This window comes from Bosea sp. 124, from assembly GCF_003046175.1.
In the GTDB taxonomy this organism is placed as follows: Bacteria; Pseudomonadota; Alphaproteobacteria; order Rhizobiales; family Beijerinckiaceae; genus Allobosea.
The window spans coordinates 3,153,890-3,170,756 of sequence record NZ_PZZM01000001.1; the positions used below are offsets into that span (position 1 = coordinate 3,153,890).

Sequence of the window (16,867 nt, forward strand, 5' to 3'; positions counted from 1 at the left end):
CAACCAATGAAGCTGAGTTTCCCACCTACTTCATTGCGGATGTCATCGCAGAATATCGAGTATCCGTACCTATCCATCGATTTATTTAGCGGTTGCACGCGAAATGATGCGGACTTGCGGGCGAGAGGGCAGGGTGGAGCTGTGAGCCATAGCGCCAACCACCGTCAGCGTGTTGCCGCTCATCGTCGATGTTTCCGCAACGCTGTTCTGGCCCGGCTTCGCCTCGCGGGGTTTCAACTCAAATGTGATGTCCCGGCCCAAGGCCCAGGCGAGATCGGAAATCGCACGGAGAGTCAGGCCTGAATTGCCGGCAAGCTGGCTGTTGAGTTCGGATCGAGGCACTTTCAGCTTTTCCGCAAGCTCCTGCTGCGTGACGCCGTTCTGCTTTTCTTCGGTCAGTGCTTTCAGAAGTTCGTTCCGAACGCCGCCTATGAAGCGGCTCGCCTGGGTTGCTCTGGCGCCAATGTCAAAGCGAAAGAACTTCACTGGGATCGGTTCCCTTCACGCAAAGTGTGTCCACAAGCCCCAGTTGGCGTCGCAGGCGTCTGATCTCGATACGGTAGCCTCGGTAAAGATCGTAATCCTTGACCCTGTCGGCCCAATCCCCAAAAACTGCGACGAAACAGTCCTTTTCCAGGAACCAGCCAAATATCCTGATGTCGGGCGTCTTCAGTTCCCATACGGCATGAGTCTCTGCCCGAATAAAGCGGAACTGTCGAGAATAAACAAGCGACCTTCCGCTAATGAAGGTGTGGAACAAATGCTCGAGCTGCTCAGCAGGGGATAAATCCGCAGCGAGAAGAGAGCTTTCGCCCGCTTCGAGCCGTTCTTGAAGCCAATTAACGAAGTTCTCAGTTCCATAGAGCAGGCGCAATGGCTGCTCGCTTACCCTTAGGTTAACTTCAATGGGGATAATCGAGCCAGCGGCAACGAGATCGGCTATGGCTGCCATCGATGTCAACGAATCGCGAATGTCACAGGATCCTCTCCCATGACATCGACGGCTGACCGGCGCTCCATGGGATGAAGAGCGCTATCGGCGCAAGCCAGATCCGGCTGCGCAACGTCGAGCTCGATTCTGTACGACATCATCATCACCCCCCGGTTGTAGCAATGCGCATGCCAGAATAGCCGTATTGGCATATCGGCGGGAAGCGTGCCGAAGATGTTTGCGAACGTATCTGCGGCACGTGGGAGCTCCTCATGCTCGCGGGGTCCCAAGGCTGCAACGGGGCGGGATCCATCGCTCGAGGCACAGCGTTGCCCATACCGCGCCGGCGACAGGATCACGAATTTGCCACCATGGTTGGACATCGATCATCCCGATGGCTCGCCCGGGCGCTTCGGGGTGCCGGCTCCGAAGCGCGTTTTAACCGGCAGGTCCATTCCGACACGATTTCTTAACCCTGACCGCTGTACCCTTAAGATAGGGCGCTTGGATTGGGCTCAGGGCCATCGCCGCCTATCGCAGAGCGGCTGCTTCCGATTTTCACTCAGGAGGTCTGATTGCTTATCGCGATTGCACTATTCGTGGTAGGCTTCGCGATCAGCCTGACGGCCCGCGTCTTCGTTCTTGTGCCGGTTTGTGCCTTTGTCGTTATCGGCTTCCTGACCGCGTGGTGCATCCTGGGCGAACTGGATGGGTTCCGCGTCGCGGTTCTGATTGGTTATATCTTCGCGCTCAATACCGGCTACGTGGTTGGTGCTGCGGTGGGGCAGGGCGCCAGCAGTTCGTAGGAAACACCACCATCGGACGATGCAGTCGGGTTCGGGCGCCTTCACGATAACTCAGGCGTGCCGCGCAATCAGTTCGGCGCGCTCCCGGTACAGCTTTTCCTCGTCGTAGAGCCGGCCGGAGCGGGCCGCGTTGCGCACCAGTTCGGCTAGCCGCGATCGGTCGGCATCAAGGTGGACAAGCGAGGCCCCGAGAGCGGCGACGTCGTCAAGCGGCGAGAGCATTCCGCCGCCGCCGTTCTGGACCAGCCCTTCCGGATAGCCGCCGGTGTAACCGACGATCGGGCAGCCCGATACGAGCGCCTCGATGAGGCAGCGGGGGGATTCCTTGGTCTTGTGGCAGAACATGAAGATGTGGCTGCTGCGCATGGCCTCGAGGATCGTGGCGCGATCGCCGACATATCCCGGCAAGGCGACATATTCGGAAATCCCGAGCTTCTCAGCCAATTCTTTCATCTCGGGCAGCAGCGGACCGTCGCCGAGCCAGCAGGCTTCGAAGGACAGGCCGGCCTGTCTGGCCGATGCCAGGGCGTGAAGCCAATCGAGCGGCCCCTTCATCACCGCGGCTCGTCCCACATAAGTGACGCGCAGCTTCTGGCCGTTCAGGATGCCATCGATTTTTTCGTCGAGCCGGGGAGTCTCGATGAAATCGCTGGGCTGCGTGTGCACGTCGTAGACGCAGGCGGGATTGGAGGCGTAGGGCGCATAGGCCTTGAACGTGTCCATTCCCTGCAACAGGGCCAGCGAGCTTCGTCCAAGCAGGTAGCGGTGGTAGGGAATCATGAGGGGCAGGGTGAGCCTCTCCTTGATCTGCCGCCGCAATGGCAACTCCGGGAGCGCGTTGCGGATCACATCCTGCTCGACGCGATCGAACCAGATGGCAAATTTCCGGCCTTGCGACCTCGCTTCAAGCGCGGCGATGGCTGCCCAATCGCCCACCAGATAGCCCACGGTGAAGGAGAGGTGGTCGGCCCTTCGAATTTCGGCTGCCAGAAGCGCCCGCGTTTGCCTGTAATTCGCGACGAAAGTCCCGACACGATAGGCCAGCGGCAACGGCACGAAGCGGATTTGCGCGCTGCAGGGCAGGTCGACGACATCGAGCCATGTCGCGGAGGTCGCATCCTCGGACGCATCCGCCAGCGCGATGCCGGCGAATGTGACGGTCTCGAAATGCTCGGCCCATCGGCAGATGCCGGCACAGGTCTGATCATCGAGCCGCAGGCCGCGTGGCCCCTGCCGCAGCCGAACCGCCGTGACCAGCAGCAAATGTCCCTTCGCGCCTGTAGGCGGGGCCGCGCTGTCTCGATCGTCGCGGTGCGTGGGAGAGTGCGCGTCAAGCCCGGTCGTCATCTACGTCACCTCTTGGCACGGGGCAGCATTGGAGATGGTCCAGCGCGGTGGAAAACCGTGTCACAGTCATAGGCTTTTGCAACCACTGCAGGTCGCCTGCTCCGGGGCAATGCCACTTGCGCGCGTACCGAATTATCCTGTGCCAATCGAGCAAACGGATTGAGAAAGGTCAAAGACAAACGAGTCTTTCTGATCTTAAACGGCCGTTGGCGGCTGTTATTCGGGATCAACTGCAATGCCACGTACAACGAATGTGATCAGCTCGCCAAGCGCAAACCAAATTGGCAACAATTCCGCATCTATAGTCTTTGCCTTAACATCATTCGTACGACGGCGCGGGCTGTAGATGGTTAACCAAAAGTTGACGAAACGCCAATGTGTTTCGTCGAGGTCTTGATTTTCGCCTTGTGGAGTGGATCATGACGTGTGAGTTCGGTGCTGCCGTAAAGGTCGGCGGCATCACTCTGGGATAGACGAAGTGCTACCGAGGCGGGGGGCTTCAAAACGGCCTCGGTCGGGAGGCACGAAGCCATCATCGGACTTGCAACCTGGTCCGATGTCGGATTGACGGATGTTTGAGGCCATGCCGCCGCGATTTGTCGCATGTTGGCGTGATGTTTGAAGAAGAAATCGATTGGTCGACCGCAGTTCGATCTGCGCATCATTCTGACGCAACCGCATAATCGAATTGGTACATCGCATGCTCAAAATGACATCCGTTCTGATGGGCGAAGAATCTCTCCTGGTCCAGTGCGCCGAGATTCTCGTCGGGCGCGGTCATGGCATTCAGGCGATCGTATCCAGCTCGGTCTCGGTCCGGAAATGGGCCGAGGAGCGGAAGATCACGGTCGTCGAGCCGGATCATGGCTATGAGAGCGTCCTCTCGCAGCTCGACTATGACTGGTTCTTCAGCGCATCCAATCTGCGCATGGTCCCGGACGGCGTTTGGAAGCGCGCCCGACACGGAGCCGCCAATTTCCATGACGGCCCCTTGCCGCGATATGCGGGCCTGAATGCTCCGACATGGGCCCTGCTGGCGGGTGAGACGCAATACGGCATCACCTGGCACTCGATGGTGGAGGCGGTCGATGAAGGTGACATCCTTGTTCAGATCACCTTCGACGTCGATGAGCACGACACCGCGTTGACCCTCAATACCAAATGCTTCGAAGCGGGAATCGACGGATTTCTGTCCCTGGTCCAGCAAATCGAAAGTGGGTCGCTGGCCCCGAGGGCGCAGAGCCTGTCTGAACGGACCTATTTTCCAAAGTTTCGGCTGCCGGAGGCTGCGGCGACACTCCAGTTCGATGCAACGACCGATCAGGCCGAGCGGCTGTTCCGCGCGCTCGATTATGGCAGCGGCTATCGAAATCCGCTGGCCTTCACCAAGGTCCTCATTGCCGGGAAGGCCTATAATATTGGCCGGTTGACGCGCGATGACAGCGTCGCTGGCGCGGTGCCCGGGCAGGTCGTCGAAATCAGCGACGGCAGTGCCGTGATTGCGACGCGCGACGCGGCGGTCAGAATTGCCGATCTGACGGATGAGTACGGGACGACCGTCGAGATCTCGTCCGTGCTGAGCCGGGGGCAGAACCTGGCCGCGATCGAGCCGAGCCTCGCGACTGATCTGACGACGCTTTCAATTGGCCTCGCGCGTTGCGATGCCTATTTCAGGCGCCAACTGCGCTCGCTGCAGGATCTCGACCTGCCATGGTTCGATCGCAGTGCCGACCTAGCGCCCGCCGGACGCAAGAGCTTGCCTGTCGCTACGCCTTCCGGCCTGGCGACCAGCGCAGTTGCCATTGCCTTTCTCGCCTATCTCTCGCGCGTCGCCTCCCAGGATGCATTCGGTATCGCCTACGGCAATGACGAGTTGCAGGGCCGGGCAGCGCGCTTTCCTGGCTATGTTGTCCCGACCATGCCTTTCGTCGCTCGTTTCCTGGAAAAGGATACGGTCGCGTCACTGGTCGAGCGGGCTGATGCCGAATTTGCGACATTGCGGGCGAAGCTGGGGCAATCTGGTGATCTCATTGTCCGCAACCCCGATCTGACCGCAACGCGATTGTCGGTCGGGCTTTACGAGGGAGCCTCCGGAGACAACCTGCTCGGCTTCGAGAGCTCGATTCTCATTCTGGCTCTTTCGCCAGGGAACAAGGGCACCCTGATCTACGATCCGGCCCGGATCAGCGCGGCGGGAATGGAATCGCTCGCGGCGGGCTTTGCGGCGTTCCTGGCGGAATTCGCCGCCGACGGAAGCCGTGCCATCGCAGAGCTGGCGATGTTGGGCGAGGCGGAGCGAAGGCTGGTCCTGTTCGACCACAACCGTTCGGAGCGCGATTACGATCGCGAGATCTGTGTCCATCAGTTGATCGAGCAGGCCGTCGACCGGACCCCGGACGCAATCGCGCTCTGCTGCGACGACGAGGAGATCAGCTTTGCGGAGCTGGACCGGCGCGCCAACAAGGTTGCGCATGAACTGATCCGGCTTGGGGTTCGCCCTGGCGCGCTGGTCGGGCTTTTCCTGCCGCGGTCACTGGAACTGGTGATCGGGGCGTTCGCGATCCACAAGGCTGGCGCGGCCTATGTTCCGCTCGATCCGGCCTATCCGGCCGATCGCACGACGATGATGGCGCAGGACAGCGATCTGTCGGCGATCATCTTCAACCAGGAGTCACTGCACGCGATCCCTCACTGCGATGCGCAGCGATTGGACATCGATGCCGTCATCAACGGCGGGAGCCCGATCGAGCGCCCGCATCTGAGCATCGCATCGAGCGAACTGGCTTATGTGATCTATACCTCGGGTTCGACCGGCCGTCCCAAGGGCGTGATGATCGAGCACCGGAACGTCGTCAATTTCTTCGTGGGCATGGATGAGCGGATCCGCCGGGACGACCGGCAACAGCCGGTGTGGCTGGCCGTGACGAGCCTGTCGTTCGACATCTCGGTGCTGGAGCTGTTCTGGACACTTGCGCGCGGGTTCAAGGTCGTGATCAATATGGACGCGTCGCATCGACGCGCCCTGCCGAAGAAGCGGGCCGCCGGGGCTATGGATTTCAGCCTGTTCTACTGGGGCAACGACGACGGCGCGGGTCGGTTGAAATACCAGTTGCTGCTGGATGGCGCGCGTTTCGCCGATACGCATGGCTTCAAGGCCGTGTGGACGCCGGAGCGTCATTTTCACGCTTTCGGCGGCCCCTATCCGAATCCTGCCGTCACCGGCGCCGCCGTGGCCGCTGTGACGCGGAACCTCGAGGTCCGCGCCGGGAGTTGCGTGCTGCCCCTGCATCCGCCGGCGCGCGTGGCCGAGGAATGGGCGGTCGTCGACAACCTCAGCGATGGGCGCGTCGGGCTGGCCTTCGCGTCCGGCTGGATGCCCGAAGATTTCATTCTGAGACCCGAGAATGCGCCGCCCAACAACAAAGCGGCTCTCTTTCGCGACATCGAAGTCGTCAGGAAGCTCTGGCGCGGTGAAGCCGTGCCGTTCGACATGGCAGGCGGCAAGACGATCCAGATCGTTACGCAGCCGAGGCCAGTTCAACCGGAGCTGCCAGTATGGGTAACGACCGCCGGCAACCCGGAAACCTATCGGGAGGCGGCGCGGGTCGGCGCCCATGTCCTGACCCACCTGCTTGGTCAGTCAATCGATGAGCTGGCCGGGAAAATCACGATCTACCGGGATACGCTGAGGGAGTGCGGGCATAACCCGGACGACTTCACCGTCACGCTCATGCTCCATACGCTGGTCGGCGAAGATCGTGAACAGGTCCGGGAGCTGGCGAGGGAGCCGATGAAGGCTTATCTTCGCAGCGCGGCTGCGTTGATCAAGCAATATGCTTGGGCGTTCCCTGCGTTCAAGAAGCCGCAGGGCGTCACGGCACCCTTGGATATCGACCTGCAATCGCTTGATGCAGATGAGATGGACGCCATCCTCGAATTCGCATTCCTGCGTTATTTCGACGACAGTGGGCTGTTCGGTACGGTGGAGGATGCGCTCGCTCGTGTCGCGGCGTTGAAGGCGATCGGCGTCAATGAAGTGGCCTGCCTGATCGATTACGGGGTCGCCTCCAGCACCGTCATGGAAGGCCTGTCACCACTTGCCGACGTGGTTGCCCGCGCCAATGAAAGCGCTCCGGCCCAGGTCGAGCCTGAGCGCGATCTTGGTCTCGCCGGTCTCATTCGCCATCATCGCGTCACGCATATGCAGGCGACGCCCTCGATGATGACGATGATCATGATGAACGACGAGGATCGTGAGGCGCTCTCAAGCGTGCAGCATCTCTTCATCGGCGGCGAGGCTCTGCATGGCTCGCTGCTGCGGCAGATCAACCAGGTGACGAAGGCCTCGGTTGAAAACATGTACGGGCCGACCGAGACGACGATCTGGTCGTCGACGCAGCGGGCCGCACCGACCGATGGCGTCGTTCCGCTCGGCCAACCCATTGCGAATACACAGCTTTACGTGCTCGATCGCCATCAGTCGCCCGTGCCGGTTGGATGTCCCGGCGAGCTTTTCATCGGCGGTGATGGTGTTGCGCGTGGTTACCTCAAGAACGCCGGGCTGACCCAGGAACGCTTTGTCGAGAATCCATTCGTCCCGGGGCAGAGGATGTATCGCACCGGCGATCTCGTGCGCCGCGATCCCGGTGGCACGCTGAGTTTCATCGGGCGGGCGGATCACCAGGTCAAGGTTCGGGGTTATCGCATCGAGCTGGGCGAGATCGAGGCGCAGCTCGGCCAGGTTGCGGGCGTGTTGGAGGCGGTGGCCATGGCACGGGAGGATCAGCCGAACGATGTGAGGCTGGTCGCCTATCTCCGCTTTGCCGGTGAGCCCGTACCGGACGCGAAGCTGCGGGTTCATCTTGCCGCGACGCTTCCGGAATTCATGATCCCGGCGCATTTCGTCGCGATGGCGGCCTTCCCGCTGACGCCGAATGCGAAGGTCGACAGGAAGGCCTTGCCGCGGCCTGACGAGGCGCGTCGCGCCCAGGCGCCGACACCGTCACCCGCCGTCGAGCTGAGCGGCGACCTCGAGCCGGCAATCGCCGATGCTTTCAAACAGTTCCTTGGATTGGAACGCGTCAGCACGGGCGATAACTTCTTCAAATTGGGAGGCCATTCCCTGCTTGCGGTGCAGATGCATCGTCACTTGAAGGCGACCTTGGCGCCAAGCCTGACGATTACAGACCTTTTCCGCTTCCCGACCGTTGCCGGATTGGCCGAGCACCTCAAGGGCAGCAGCAAGGCCTCTGACCAGCTCGGGCGGGTTGCCGATCGCGCGGCGATGCGACGCAACGCGATGAATCGAGGCTCGCTTCGCTCTTGACGATCCAGGACGTCCTCCCGTCGGTGTTCGACCGACGGGCGGCAGCGGTCGCAGTGCCGATTACCGCCGACCTGGTTTCCCTGCTGCGCGTCGAAGAGCGCGAAGGCATCAGGGGGGCTGTGCCAAAGCGCCAACATGAATTCGCGGCCGGGCGTCGGTGCGCGCATCTGGCGATGGCGCAGCTTGGATGTCCGGCCGCGCCGGTTGCGGTCGGCGATGACCGTGCGCCGATCTGGCCTGAAGGGCTTGTCGGCAGCATCAGCCATTGCGAAGCGTGGGCTGCTGCCGTCGTCGCACGAAAGGCCGACGGCATCCGCTCCATAGGGCTGGATCTCGAACCCGCATTGCCCCTTCCGCAGGATCTGGTTCAAACAATCCTGCGGCCGGAGGAGTGTCTTGCGCTTGGATTATTGCCCGTGGAGACGCAGTTGCAATGCGCGCGGCTGATATTCTCTGCCAAGGAAGCGTTCTTCAAATGCCAGTATGCGCTCACCGGAGCCTTTATTGATTTCCAGGCTGCAGCGATCAGCCTTGACCTGGCACGGCGCTCATTTCGCGCGGTGCTGACCGGCGCGGTCGGCGCATTTCCGGCAGGGCACAGCTTTGACGGCCGCTTTCACTGCGACGCTCCGATCATGGTGACCGGCGTCACGCTCGAGGCGTAACGCCGGCACCGATGCGCTTGCCGTTACGGGCGGTGGTCGATCCGTATCGTTGAAGCGAGTGCAGGTTCTGCCAGGCCAATCATCTCAGGCTTGGCAGGCTGGCGAAGTCCTGGCCCTGAACACTCTTCTTCCTGAGCCGGATGAAATCGAGTTCGCGCGATGGGATCCATCTCATGCTTCCCATATCGATCTTGTTCAGGATGCAGCCGATGAGCTTGGAATGGACCGGGTGCGCCATCGACAGCCCGACCTGCATATGCTCGACGCTGACGTTACCCCACCCTACGACGAGAAGAATGCCGTCGATGAACTTCGTAGCTGCCCGGATATCACCCGGCATCGTCAGGGGAGGGAGGTCGAAAATAACGTAGTCGTAGGTTTCCCTCGCACCGGCTATCAGGTTCGGCATCTTGTCGAGCCATTCGAGCGACTTCATGCCGTGCTTTGCGCCGGACGGAAGGAAATGAAGTCCCGTTTCCTGATCAATCTTTACAAACTTGTTCAGGTCGGACTGCCGTCCGGTTCCATATTCGATCAGACCGCGCTCTTCGGCCAGGCCAAAGCGCCTCGACAGACCCGCGGTGTAGATATCGCCGTCGACCAGCAAGGTTCTTTTGCCGGCTGTCGCGAGAGAGATGGCGAGATTGCTCGCGATCGTCGTGCAGCCTTCGCCGCGAATGAGCGATGCCACTCCGATGACCTGAAACTTGCCGCCTCGCAGGTTTTCATCCGATGCGAAGCGCGCGTTCCTGAGCGTGTGCCACAGCTCGTTCTGCTTGACCGCCTTGATCGCGCAGAGAGCCGCAGGCGGTATTTGAAACGCTCCTTTCAGAAGGAGTTCCTTGTTGGGCTTCGCCTTGGTGGCGCTCTTGTTGAGCAGCGGCATCACCGGAACCACCCCCAGGAAGGGCGAGCGCGTGGCTTCCGCTGCCTGCTCCGGGGTCCGCACGCTGCGATCGAGAAAAGCCATCACCAGGGCAAAGGTGACGGCGGCTGCGCCGCCGAGGATGCCGGCGACCGCGATGATGAGGATGCCGCGTACATTGCTTTTGTCGGCGGGCGGCATGGCCGCAGCGATGATGCGGGTTTTTGGACCCACCTCGCGCAGGCGTTCACGGAGCCAGCTGCTGCCGGACTGTGCCGCATCGATGCGCGCCATGTTCTGGTCGACGATGTAGGCACGAACGATATCGTTCGTGATCCGGGCGGCCTGATCGGCGTCAGGTGCTGTGAACTTCAGTTCGACGACATTGCTAAGGGAAACCCGTTCGGCCGAGAGGCCACGCTGCACCATCTTCAGAGCGGCTGCCTTGGGATCGCTCATCGCTCCCGCAACGCCCGCATCGGGCGGGCGGGGCGCGAACATCATGCCGAGTTCGCCGATGATTGCAGAAAGCCCACCGCCGCGACTCTCCTGCGGCTGATCAGGCAATTTGAGATTGTCGACGACAGCCAGGGCGATGCGCTCGGAGCGCATGATCTGAATCTGCGTCTCGATAAAGGTCGGATCGAGTTGGGTCTCTGCAAAAAAAGCGTCGTCGCGGCTGAACGTCAGGCGCAGGTTGGTCAGTTGAAGATGCGCCGTTGCCGTGTAGGTCGCGGGTCGCGTCAACACAAAGATGATAGCGAAGGCCACTGCGACCAGACTGATCAATGCGATCAAGCGCTTGAAGCGGAACACTGTTCCAAGCATCCAGCGCAAGCTGAATTGCGAGGGCGCCGCCACCTCGTCATCGAAGGGAGTCTGAGGCGAATGGATGTTGGTGATATTCAACATTACCTATCTCGTCACGAAAGACTTATCCAGGGAGCCGAAACGCTCTTTAGCCGGAGGCTCGGAACCCGGCTGCGAGCTTCGGCGCTGGCTTGCCGGTGAGGCCGACCGAGCGGTATCCTGCGGACGGAAAACCTTCAGAATGTCACCAGGCAGAATGCGGGTGGTCTCGGTTGCCTGCAATTCTCTGATTTCTTCGCCAACGGGCCTCAGGATGACGAATGTAAATTTCGCGTCCGAATCCGTTTCGTCGGCATTGCTCGGCGCAGAGCTCATTGCCATCGAACCCGCGATCAGCCGGCTCGATGTCTCGAACCGCTCATCGAGTTCCTTCACCTGAGCGAGAATCGTGTGCAATTCGGCCAAGGCTGCGCTCTGCCGATCATCCTGCAAAGCCGACCGCTGCGACGCAATCAGGTTGATCTGCTGGCGGGCGCGCAGGACAGCGGTCTCAAGCTCCCGCTGTTCACGCTCGATTTGTGCAACCGTCCGTTCGAGAGGCAGGATACGCGGTGCCGGAGCAAGCCCCCGCGCGATCAGACCGCGGGTTTCCTCGAGTTCGCGCGCGACCGACTCTTTCTGCTTTTCGGCAGCCTTGGACTGCGCCTGAATGGACACGATCTCGCGTTCGAGGAGGATTACGGACTCGCCATAGGCCTTGATCTGGTTCCGGTGCCGTTCGATCCTCGCGTTGAAAATGCCGCGCTCTTCGTCGATGAAGCGTGACGACGCGGCGACACCTTCGGCGACAGGCAAGGCCTCGAGGCCTGCAGCCTCCGCCTTGAGACGCCATTCTCTGGCCGCGAACTCGTTACGCTTCACCAGCACCGTGCGCAGGTCGCCGCGGCCGGTGATCGAGTCGCGCTCGAAGCCCCAGTCCGAGGTGCGGGGTGGACGATATATGCCGCCGGCAATCGTCACCGCATTGAGCACGACCATTTGGGGGCGATAGGCGTATTCACCCGGGCGCTCGACCCCGCCCAGGATATAGAACGGTCGGTATTGCGCGACAGAAACTGCCGTATCAGGCAATTCGAGGAGCTGAGCCTTTGCTTTGATCGCCTCTGCGATCCGGCTGGCCAGTTCACCGGAAGCCAACCCCGTCGCAGGGACGTCGCCGATCATGGGGAGTGTGATCTTTCCGTCGGGGCCGATCGCGAATTCGCCAGTCAAGACCGGCCATTCGTGCACGTGAATGCGAAGTCGATCCTGCACGCCAAGACGATAGGCGCCCTCTTGAGCGCGGACAGCTTCTGCCTGGAAAAGGCCCAGGGTCAGAAAAATCATGCCTGCTTTCGTCTGCATTCCCGTACGGTTCCTCTGGGGCGTCTGCGGTCCTTCCTTTATGGAATTGCGCATGATGTTTTATAGACGGAACCGGGAAGCGAGCAAAGGCGTCGAGCTGGTTTAATAGGAGTTTATGGTCAACGCTGCACAGATGGTTATCGAACGTTACCGTACTCTTCGCCGGCGCGAGGTGTGGCTTGTCGAGAGACGGTTATCGAAATTCGCCCTGGCGAAAACTGCGTGGTGCCGCCGGAATCTCGTGGATTGCGGTCGAGGTCGTCCGTCGCCCGTTGATATTCTCCGGCCGATGTCCCCGCCTTGCGAGAGGGATCTTGGGCCGTGTTCTCATGTCCGGAATGTCCGAACTCTTTCTCGCGCATTTACAGCGGCATCCTTGAAGAGCTCGGAAAGCCGTTTTCCCAGAAAATCGCGATCATGTAGACGTTCAACCCGCAGGCGACCCTCATGCCCCATTGATTGAATTTCATGGGACGGCGCCTTCAACGCGGCCGTCATGGCGCTCAGCAGTTGTTTCATGTCTCCTGGAGGAACCAGCCAGCCGCACTTCGCGTCAACTAATTCGGGGATTCCGGCTATTGTCGTCGATATGACCGGTCTTTCCATCATGAAGGCCTCCATGATCACCACGGGAAGACCTTCAGCATAGCTCGGCAATATCAGCGCCCGGCTGGCCGAAATCAGCTCGCGAACCTGGCTGTTCGTCGCCCAGCCCATCAAAGTGACTTCATTCTGGACGTTGTGAAGGGCGATCTGTTCCTCGATGTCGGCCCGGCTTTCGCCGTCGCCAACAAGGATCATTCGGATGGAAGGAAATTCAGTCCGGAGTGCGGCAACGACGCTCGGCAGATGGACCTGACCTTTTTGCGGGCATAGTCTCCCGACGCAGACAAATGTCTGATTTTCTGCAGATGCCGGCTCGGTCATCTTGAATTCAGCGATGTTGATGCCGCAGCGCGCGATCTGAATCTTGCCGGACATGCCATTGCTCCCGGACACTCGGTTGAGCGTCTCGCGACAATATTCCGATATGGCGACGACAAAGGCGGCATTCTTTATCTTCGCTTTAAAATTCTGCTTTTGCGGAGACAAGAATTCGTCCGGTCCATGAGCGGTAAAGCTGTAGCTCGGCCCCCCGATCAGATGTGATAGCATTGCGACTGCGGTCGCATTGTTGCTGAAATGGGAATGAACATGAACCGCGCCGATACGTTGTGCCGTCTGCCTGAGCGTAAAGGCTTGGATGAGATACGCAATGTGACGAACCCAGTTACGAGGGTCGGCGCGCGTAAGAGAATACCATGTCGGTACGGCGCGCAAAATACCGAATGGATTCAGAAAAATTTCTTTTGCCGCAGATACTATCAGATTTCTGATATTACCGTCGAGCAGGTATTTTGTCTTATTTCTTTCCCCGATGTCCTTTTTGTCGATGAGTTCGCCTTTGAAATGGCGCACCGACAGCCTTGTCACCTCCATCCCGAACTTCTCGATCGATTCGATCTCGTTTCTGATGAACGTACCGCTTGGTACGGGATAAGTGTTGAGCAGATAGATAATTTTCATGGGCGGATCATCAAGATAAGCGTCGTTTTTTTGATGGAGGCTTACGATCATCGAACTGACATACTGGGCTCAAGTTTGGATTTTATTATAATTTTGTCTATCGCATTCGCAATGGGAGAATGTAATAAATAAAAGGTAAATCGGGGCGAGGCCGCGCCTGCGGCACGCTGTCCCTCAGGGCACCCTGCTTGACGCCTCTCGGGCATCACGGCCCCTCACACTGTCCAATCTATCTGGATGGGGCGGAGATGGCTCGCAAAATTGCAAGTTGACAAACAATCCGGGAATATGACGTTGCGTCATAGCGCTGCTAGATTTTGCCCGGGCGGAGGAGGCGAGCCTTGCACGATGGCGTTACGATCAAGGCCGTTTGGGTGCGGGTCGGGATTGTTGTCCTGCTCGCGGCGATCTGTGGAGCGCCGTTGTTCAGAGCGATGTAGGATGATCTCCCAACGCAGTTCGGTCCAGGAAGAGGCCAGGAGCGCAATGCGATCGCTCGTTGCGCGCGTTGAGCCGCCTTGCTGACTCGTTCGTTCGGTGTGGCTGAACCGCATGTTCGGTTTTGCCGGCCGCAGCCGGCGAGATGCTCCCTCCAAGCTCGCCTCCGACGACGGATATTATCGTTAACATCGCGTTTCCCTGCTGCTAGGCTGACGCAATGGAAGCCTTCATCTTCGAGCCACGGGCTGCGTGGGCCAGCATCATGCTGCTGCTGGCAGGCGCCTTGTCGTTTTTTGGATTTCTCGGTTGGCGTCATGAGGCTCGTGCGGTCGCAGAACTTGTTGAGCCGCCTGAGACAAAGCATCAGGCGGCGGCCCGCATCAAGATGGAGGCGCGCCATCCTCCCAGGGGGTTTGCCGGGATCGCGGAGCGCCTGAAGAAGCGGGCAAGCTAGAGCATCGATCTGGTGCTGCAGAATGCCGGCATTCCGCGAAAGCCGGCAGATTTTGGATTCTCGGATAGCCTGCAGGTCAGAATGGCGGTGCGACAGCACGGGTGACGGTCGCGGAGCGCGTGGTGTCGATCCTGACGCAGCCCGGCTTTGGTCCTTCGCCGGCGGGTCCAAGGCCACGGTGTGGTCTAAGATGTGCAACTGCTCCAGCGGATGAAATCGTTCCAAGGCGTTTCGTGCTGCCCATGGCCCTCGGAGCCTCCCTCCCTCGCAGGCCGTTGCGGAGCGCAAGGGGCGCGACAGCGTGGATTGGCGATTGCGAGGGCTGACGCGATCCATCCCTAGCGACCGCCATCTCCATAATACATATTGCAAGCTGACCTAAGGGGCGATTATAGATAGGTTAACGATGCGTTGCGGCGCCCATAGGTCTATATTAATGCGCGCGAGTGTGCCCACCATCAATCGCCGTCGGAGCCGTCCGGTTTTGGACGCTGTAATCCCTTTGGATGGTGTATTGCATCGCTCGCTTCCGACAATCTATGCTGCGTTGTTCCTTGTCTGGCTGGGATGCTGGGTGTTGGCCGCTGCCTGGTTGAGTTGGCAACTGATTGCTTCGCTCACGGCGTGACGTGCGTGATCCAACGCTGAGCGCATGTCGCACCGGATGAGCGGTGGCCGGATCGTCGCCTACTTGTTGCTGGGGCAAAACGTGTCGGCCTTCGAATGACCGGGTCGGCGATCGCTGCAGGCGTTGGGCTTCGCGAGTGTTACGGCGTGTATTCAGGACAGGAGCGCCCGCTCCATGGCGCGATGGCCGCTCCAATGCCGCAACAGCAAGTTAGCCCAGTGTACGCAATGCCTTGCCTCTGAATGGCTCCGAGTCTCGCACGCGCCGCATCGAGCGAACTTTGGCGGCTGAGCCAAATATGATGCCGGCAGTAATGCCAAAGAGATACTGAACGCCCTTTCCGAAGAAAATGTACTCGAGAAAGGAGTGAAGGCCGACGATCAAAATCGCGATACCGCAGCCGAGCAGGAGGTCGCCAACCCGGCTCTGTCGTGCCAGCCAGCCATAGCGGAATGCGGTGTAGAAGGGCATTAGCAAGATCAGGACAAAGCTGACCATTCCGAAGTAGCCCGTTTCCGCAGCGGCGAGCAGATAAGCGTTGTGAACGATGTTGTTCAAATTGCCTTCAAAGGGAATGACTCCGGCTCGTATGGAGTAACCGGCGTTCTTGGCTTCATTGACATAGTGGTTCGCGCCGACGCCCATCGGGCGATCATTCAAGATCATCAGCGCGGCTCGATTGAATGCGGCTCGTTCGTTGTACTCGGCTTCATCAAGCGGGGTGGCTTCGAAGCGCGCCTGAAAGGACGTTGCCGCGACCGGCGCCATCGCAACCGCGCCGAGAATGCAGATCAGCGCAATCTTTGCCTTGTGCGAGGTCCAGCGCCGCAGGAACGATATGCTCATACATACCACCAAGCCCAGCACGATGAAGCCCAATGCCGCGCGCGAGGCGATCAGAGCTGCGATCAGCATGCCGGTGACGGGGATCAAGGCGAATTGTAGCCGGCGCAAGCCAGCGAGGAGAAGCATCATGTGCGGGAAGACGACGAAATGAGCGGCAAGGCCAAGCGTGTTCTGGTGAATAAACGTTCCCGTGGGCTGGATCATATGCTGACCCCAGCGTTGCCACGAAATCACAAAAATCTGGATTACGAGTCCAAGCGCCATGCCCTTGAGAAGTTCGGCGGATACGGCCTCGTCCACGGAGGCGCGTGCAACAACTATAATTAAGAAGTAGACTTTTGCGTACTGAAAAAGATAGAATGCAGACGCCATCGGCTCGTCGGCCTGCTGAAACGATATCAATATCGCGATAAAATACAGTATGAACGGAAAATGATAATTGATCCCATCTTTTGGCTTCTTCGAGATAATAAATAGAGCTGCCACTATTAAATCGATAATTGAAATTTCAATCCCATAGACATAACCAAACCACTTGTTCCCCCACGAGATCAGGCCGATGTCGATATGCACGGCCTGAATGAGGAACGGCAGTATTCCGACAGCCGTCCAAGCGTATTTCTGGATGACAGGTGCGCTTCGCATCAGTAACGACAACGGAAAAATCCCGGCGAGGGCAATCAGCAATGAGACGTATTTCATTGGCTCGGTTGCCTCCAGATATCGCTGATCGTCGACGCCGTGCAGCGCCATACTACGGGCAGCGCGATAAGGCGAG

At 59.6% G+C, this 16,867-nt stretch carries 11 protein-coding genes; 4 read left to right on the plus strand and 7 right to left on the minus strand.

The genetic code is table 11. From position 1 onward, the window contains the following. Window positions 1–81: 81 nt before the first annotated feature. Both C8D03_RS14875 and C8D03_RS14880 read right to left on the minus strand, forming a co-directional pair. Window positions 82–486, minus strand: coding sequence for a helix-turn-helix domain-containing protein (locus C8D03_RS14875; RefSeq protein WP_108047270.1), 405 nt, complete (start codon window positions 484–486; stop codon window positions 82–84). Then, window positions 467–952 (minus strand): hypothetical protein, encoded by a 486-nt coding sequence (locus tag C8D03_RS14880; protein WP_108047272.1) that lies wholly within the window; start codon window positions 950–952, stop codon window positions 467–469. Before C8D03_RS14880 ends, C8D03_RS14875 begins: the two co-directional genes overlap by 20 nt. A gap of 554 nt (window positions 953–1,506) precedes the next feature. Here C8D03_RS14880 and C8D03_RS14885 point away from each other — a divergent pair. Further along, window positions 1,507–1,737 carry a hypothetical protein gene (locus C8D03_RS14885; protein ID WP_108047274.1) on the plus strand — a complete coding sequence of 77 codons (231 nt, stop codon included), beginning with the start codon at window positions 1,507–1,509 and terminating at the stop codon, window positions 1,735–1,737. A gap of 51 nt (window positions 1,738–1,788) precedes the next feature. Here C8D03_RS14885 and C8D03_RS14890 read toward each other — a convergent pair whose 3' ends face one another. Continuing rightward, on the minus strand, window positions 1,789–3,084 hold the full coding sequence (locus tag C8D03_RS14890) for a glycosyltransferase (RefSeq protein WP_108047276.1): 1,296 nt from the start codon (window positions 3,082–3,084) through the stop codon (window positions 1,789–1,791). A 700-nt stretch (window positions 3,085–3,784) separates the two neighbouring features. On the opposite strand from C8D03_RS14890, the gene C8D03_RS14895 reads away from it, so the two are divergent. Together C8D03_RS14895 and C8D03_RS14900 are read left to right on the plus strand one after the other, a co-directional pair. Continuing rightward, a complete protein-coding gene (locus C8D03_RS14895; protein ID WP_108047278.1) occupies window positions 3,785–8,410 on the plus strand; it encodes a MupA/Atu3671 family FMN-dependent luciferase-like monooxygenase in 4,626 nt (1,541 codons plus the stop codon). Then, window positions 8,407–9,075 (plus strand): 4'-phosphopantetheinyl transferase family protein, encoded by a 669-nt coding sequence (locus C8D03_RS14900; RefSeq protein WP_108047280.1) that lies wholly within the window; start codon window positions 8,407–8,409, stop codon window positions 9,073–9,075. The genes C8D03_RS14895 and C8D03_RS14900 overlap by 4 nt, the downstream gene beginning before the upstream one ends. Window positions 9,076–9,154: 79 nt before the next feature. Here C8D03_RS14900 and C8D03_RS14905 read toward each other — a convergent pair whose 3' ends face one another. The 3 genes from C8D03_RS14905 to C8D03_RS14915 form a co-directional block, all read right to left on the minus strand. Continuing rightward, window positions 9,155–10,852, minus strand: a complete 1,698-nt coding sequence (locus tag C8D03_RS14905; protein ID WP_108047282.1) for a Wzz/FepE/Etk N-terminal domain-containing protein — start codon at window positions 10,850–10,852, stop codon at window positions 9,155–9,157. 3 nt (window positions 10,853–10,855) lie between these two features. Further along, window positions 10,856–12,154 (minus strand): polysaccharide biosynthesis/export family protein, encoded by a 1,299-nt coding sequence (locus tag C8D03_RS14910; RefSeq protein WP_210203924.1) that lies wholly within the window; start codon window positions 12,152–12,154, stop codon window positions 10,856–10,858. Between the two features lie 327 nt (window positions 12,155–12,481). Beyond that, window positions 12,482–13,720, minus strand: a complete 1,239-nt coding sequence (locus tag C8D03_RS14915; RefSeq protein ID WP_108047286.1) for a glycosyltransferase family 4 protein — start codon at window positions 13,718–13,720, stop codon at window positions 12,482–12,484. 658 nt (window positions 13,721–14,378) lie between these two features. On the opposite strand from C8D03_RS14915, the gene C8D03_RS14920 reads away from it, so the two are divergent. Then, entirely contained in the window at window positions 14,379–14,615 is a 237-nt protein-coding gene (locus tag C8D03_RS14920) for a hypothetical protein (RefSeq protein ID WP_108047288.1), read from the plus strand. 838 nt (window positions 14,616–15,453) lie between these two features. Here the strand turns inward: C8D03_RS14920 and C8D03_RS14925 are convergent. Beyond that, a complete protein-coding gene (locus C8D03_RS14925) occupies window positions 15,454–16,842 on the minus strand; it encodes an O-antigen ligase family protein (protein ID WP_108047289.1) in 1,389 nt (462 codons plus the stop codon). Window positions 16,843–16,867: the final 25 nt, after the last annotated feature.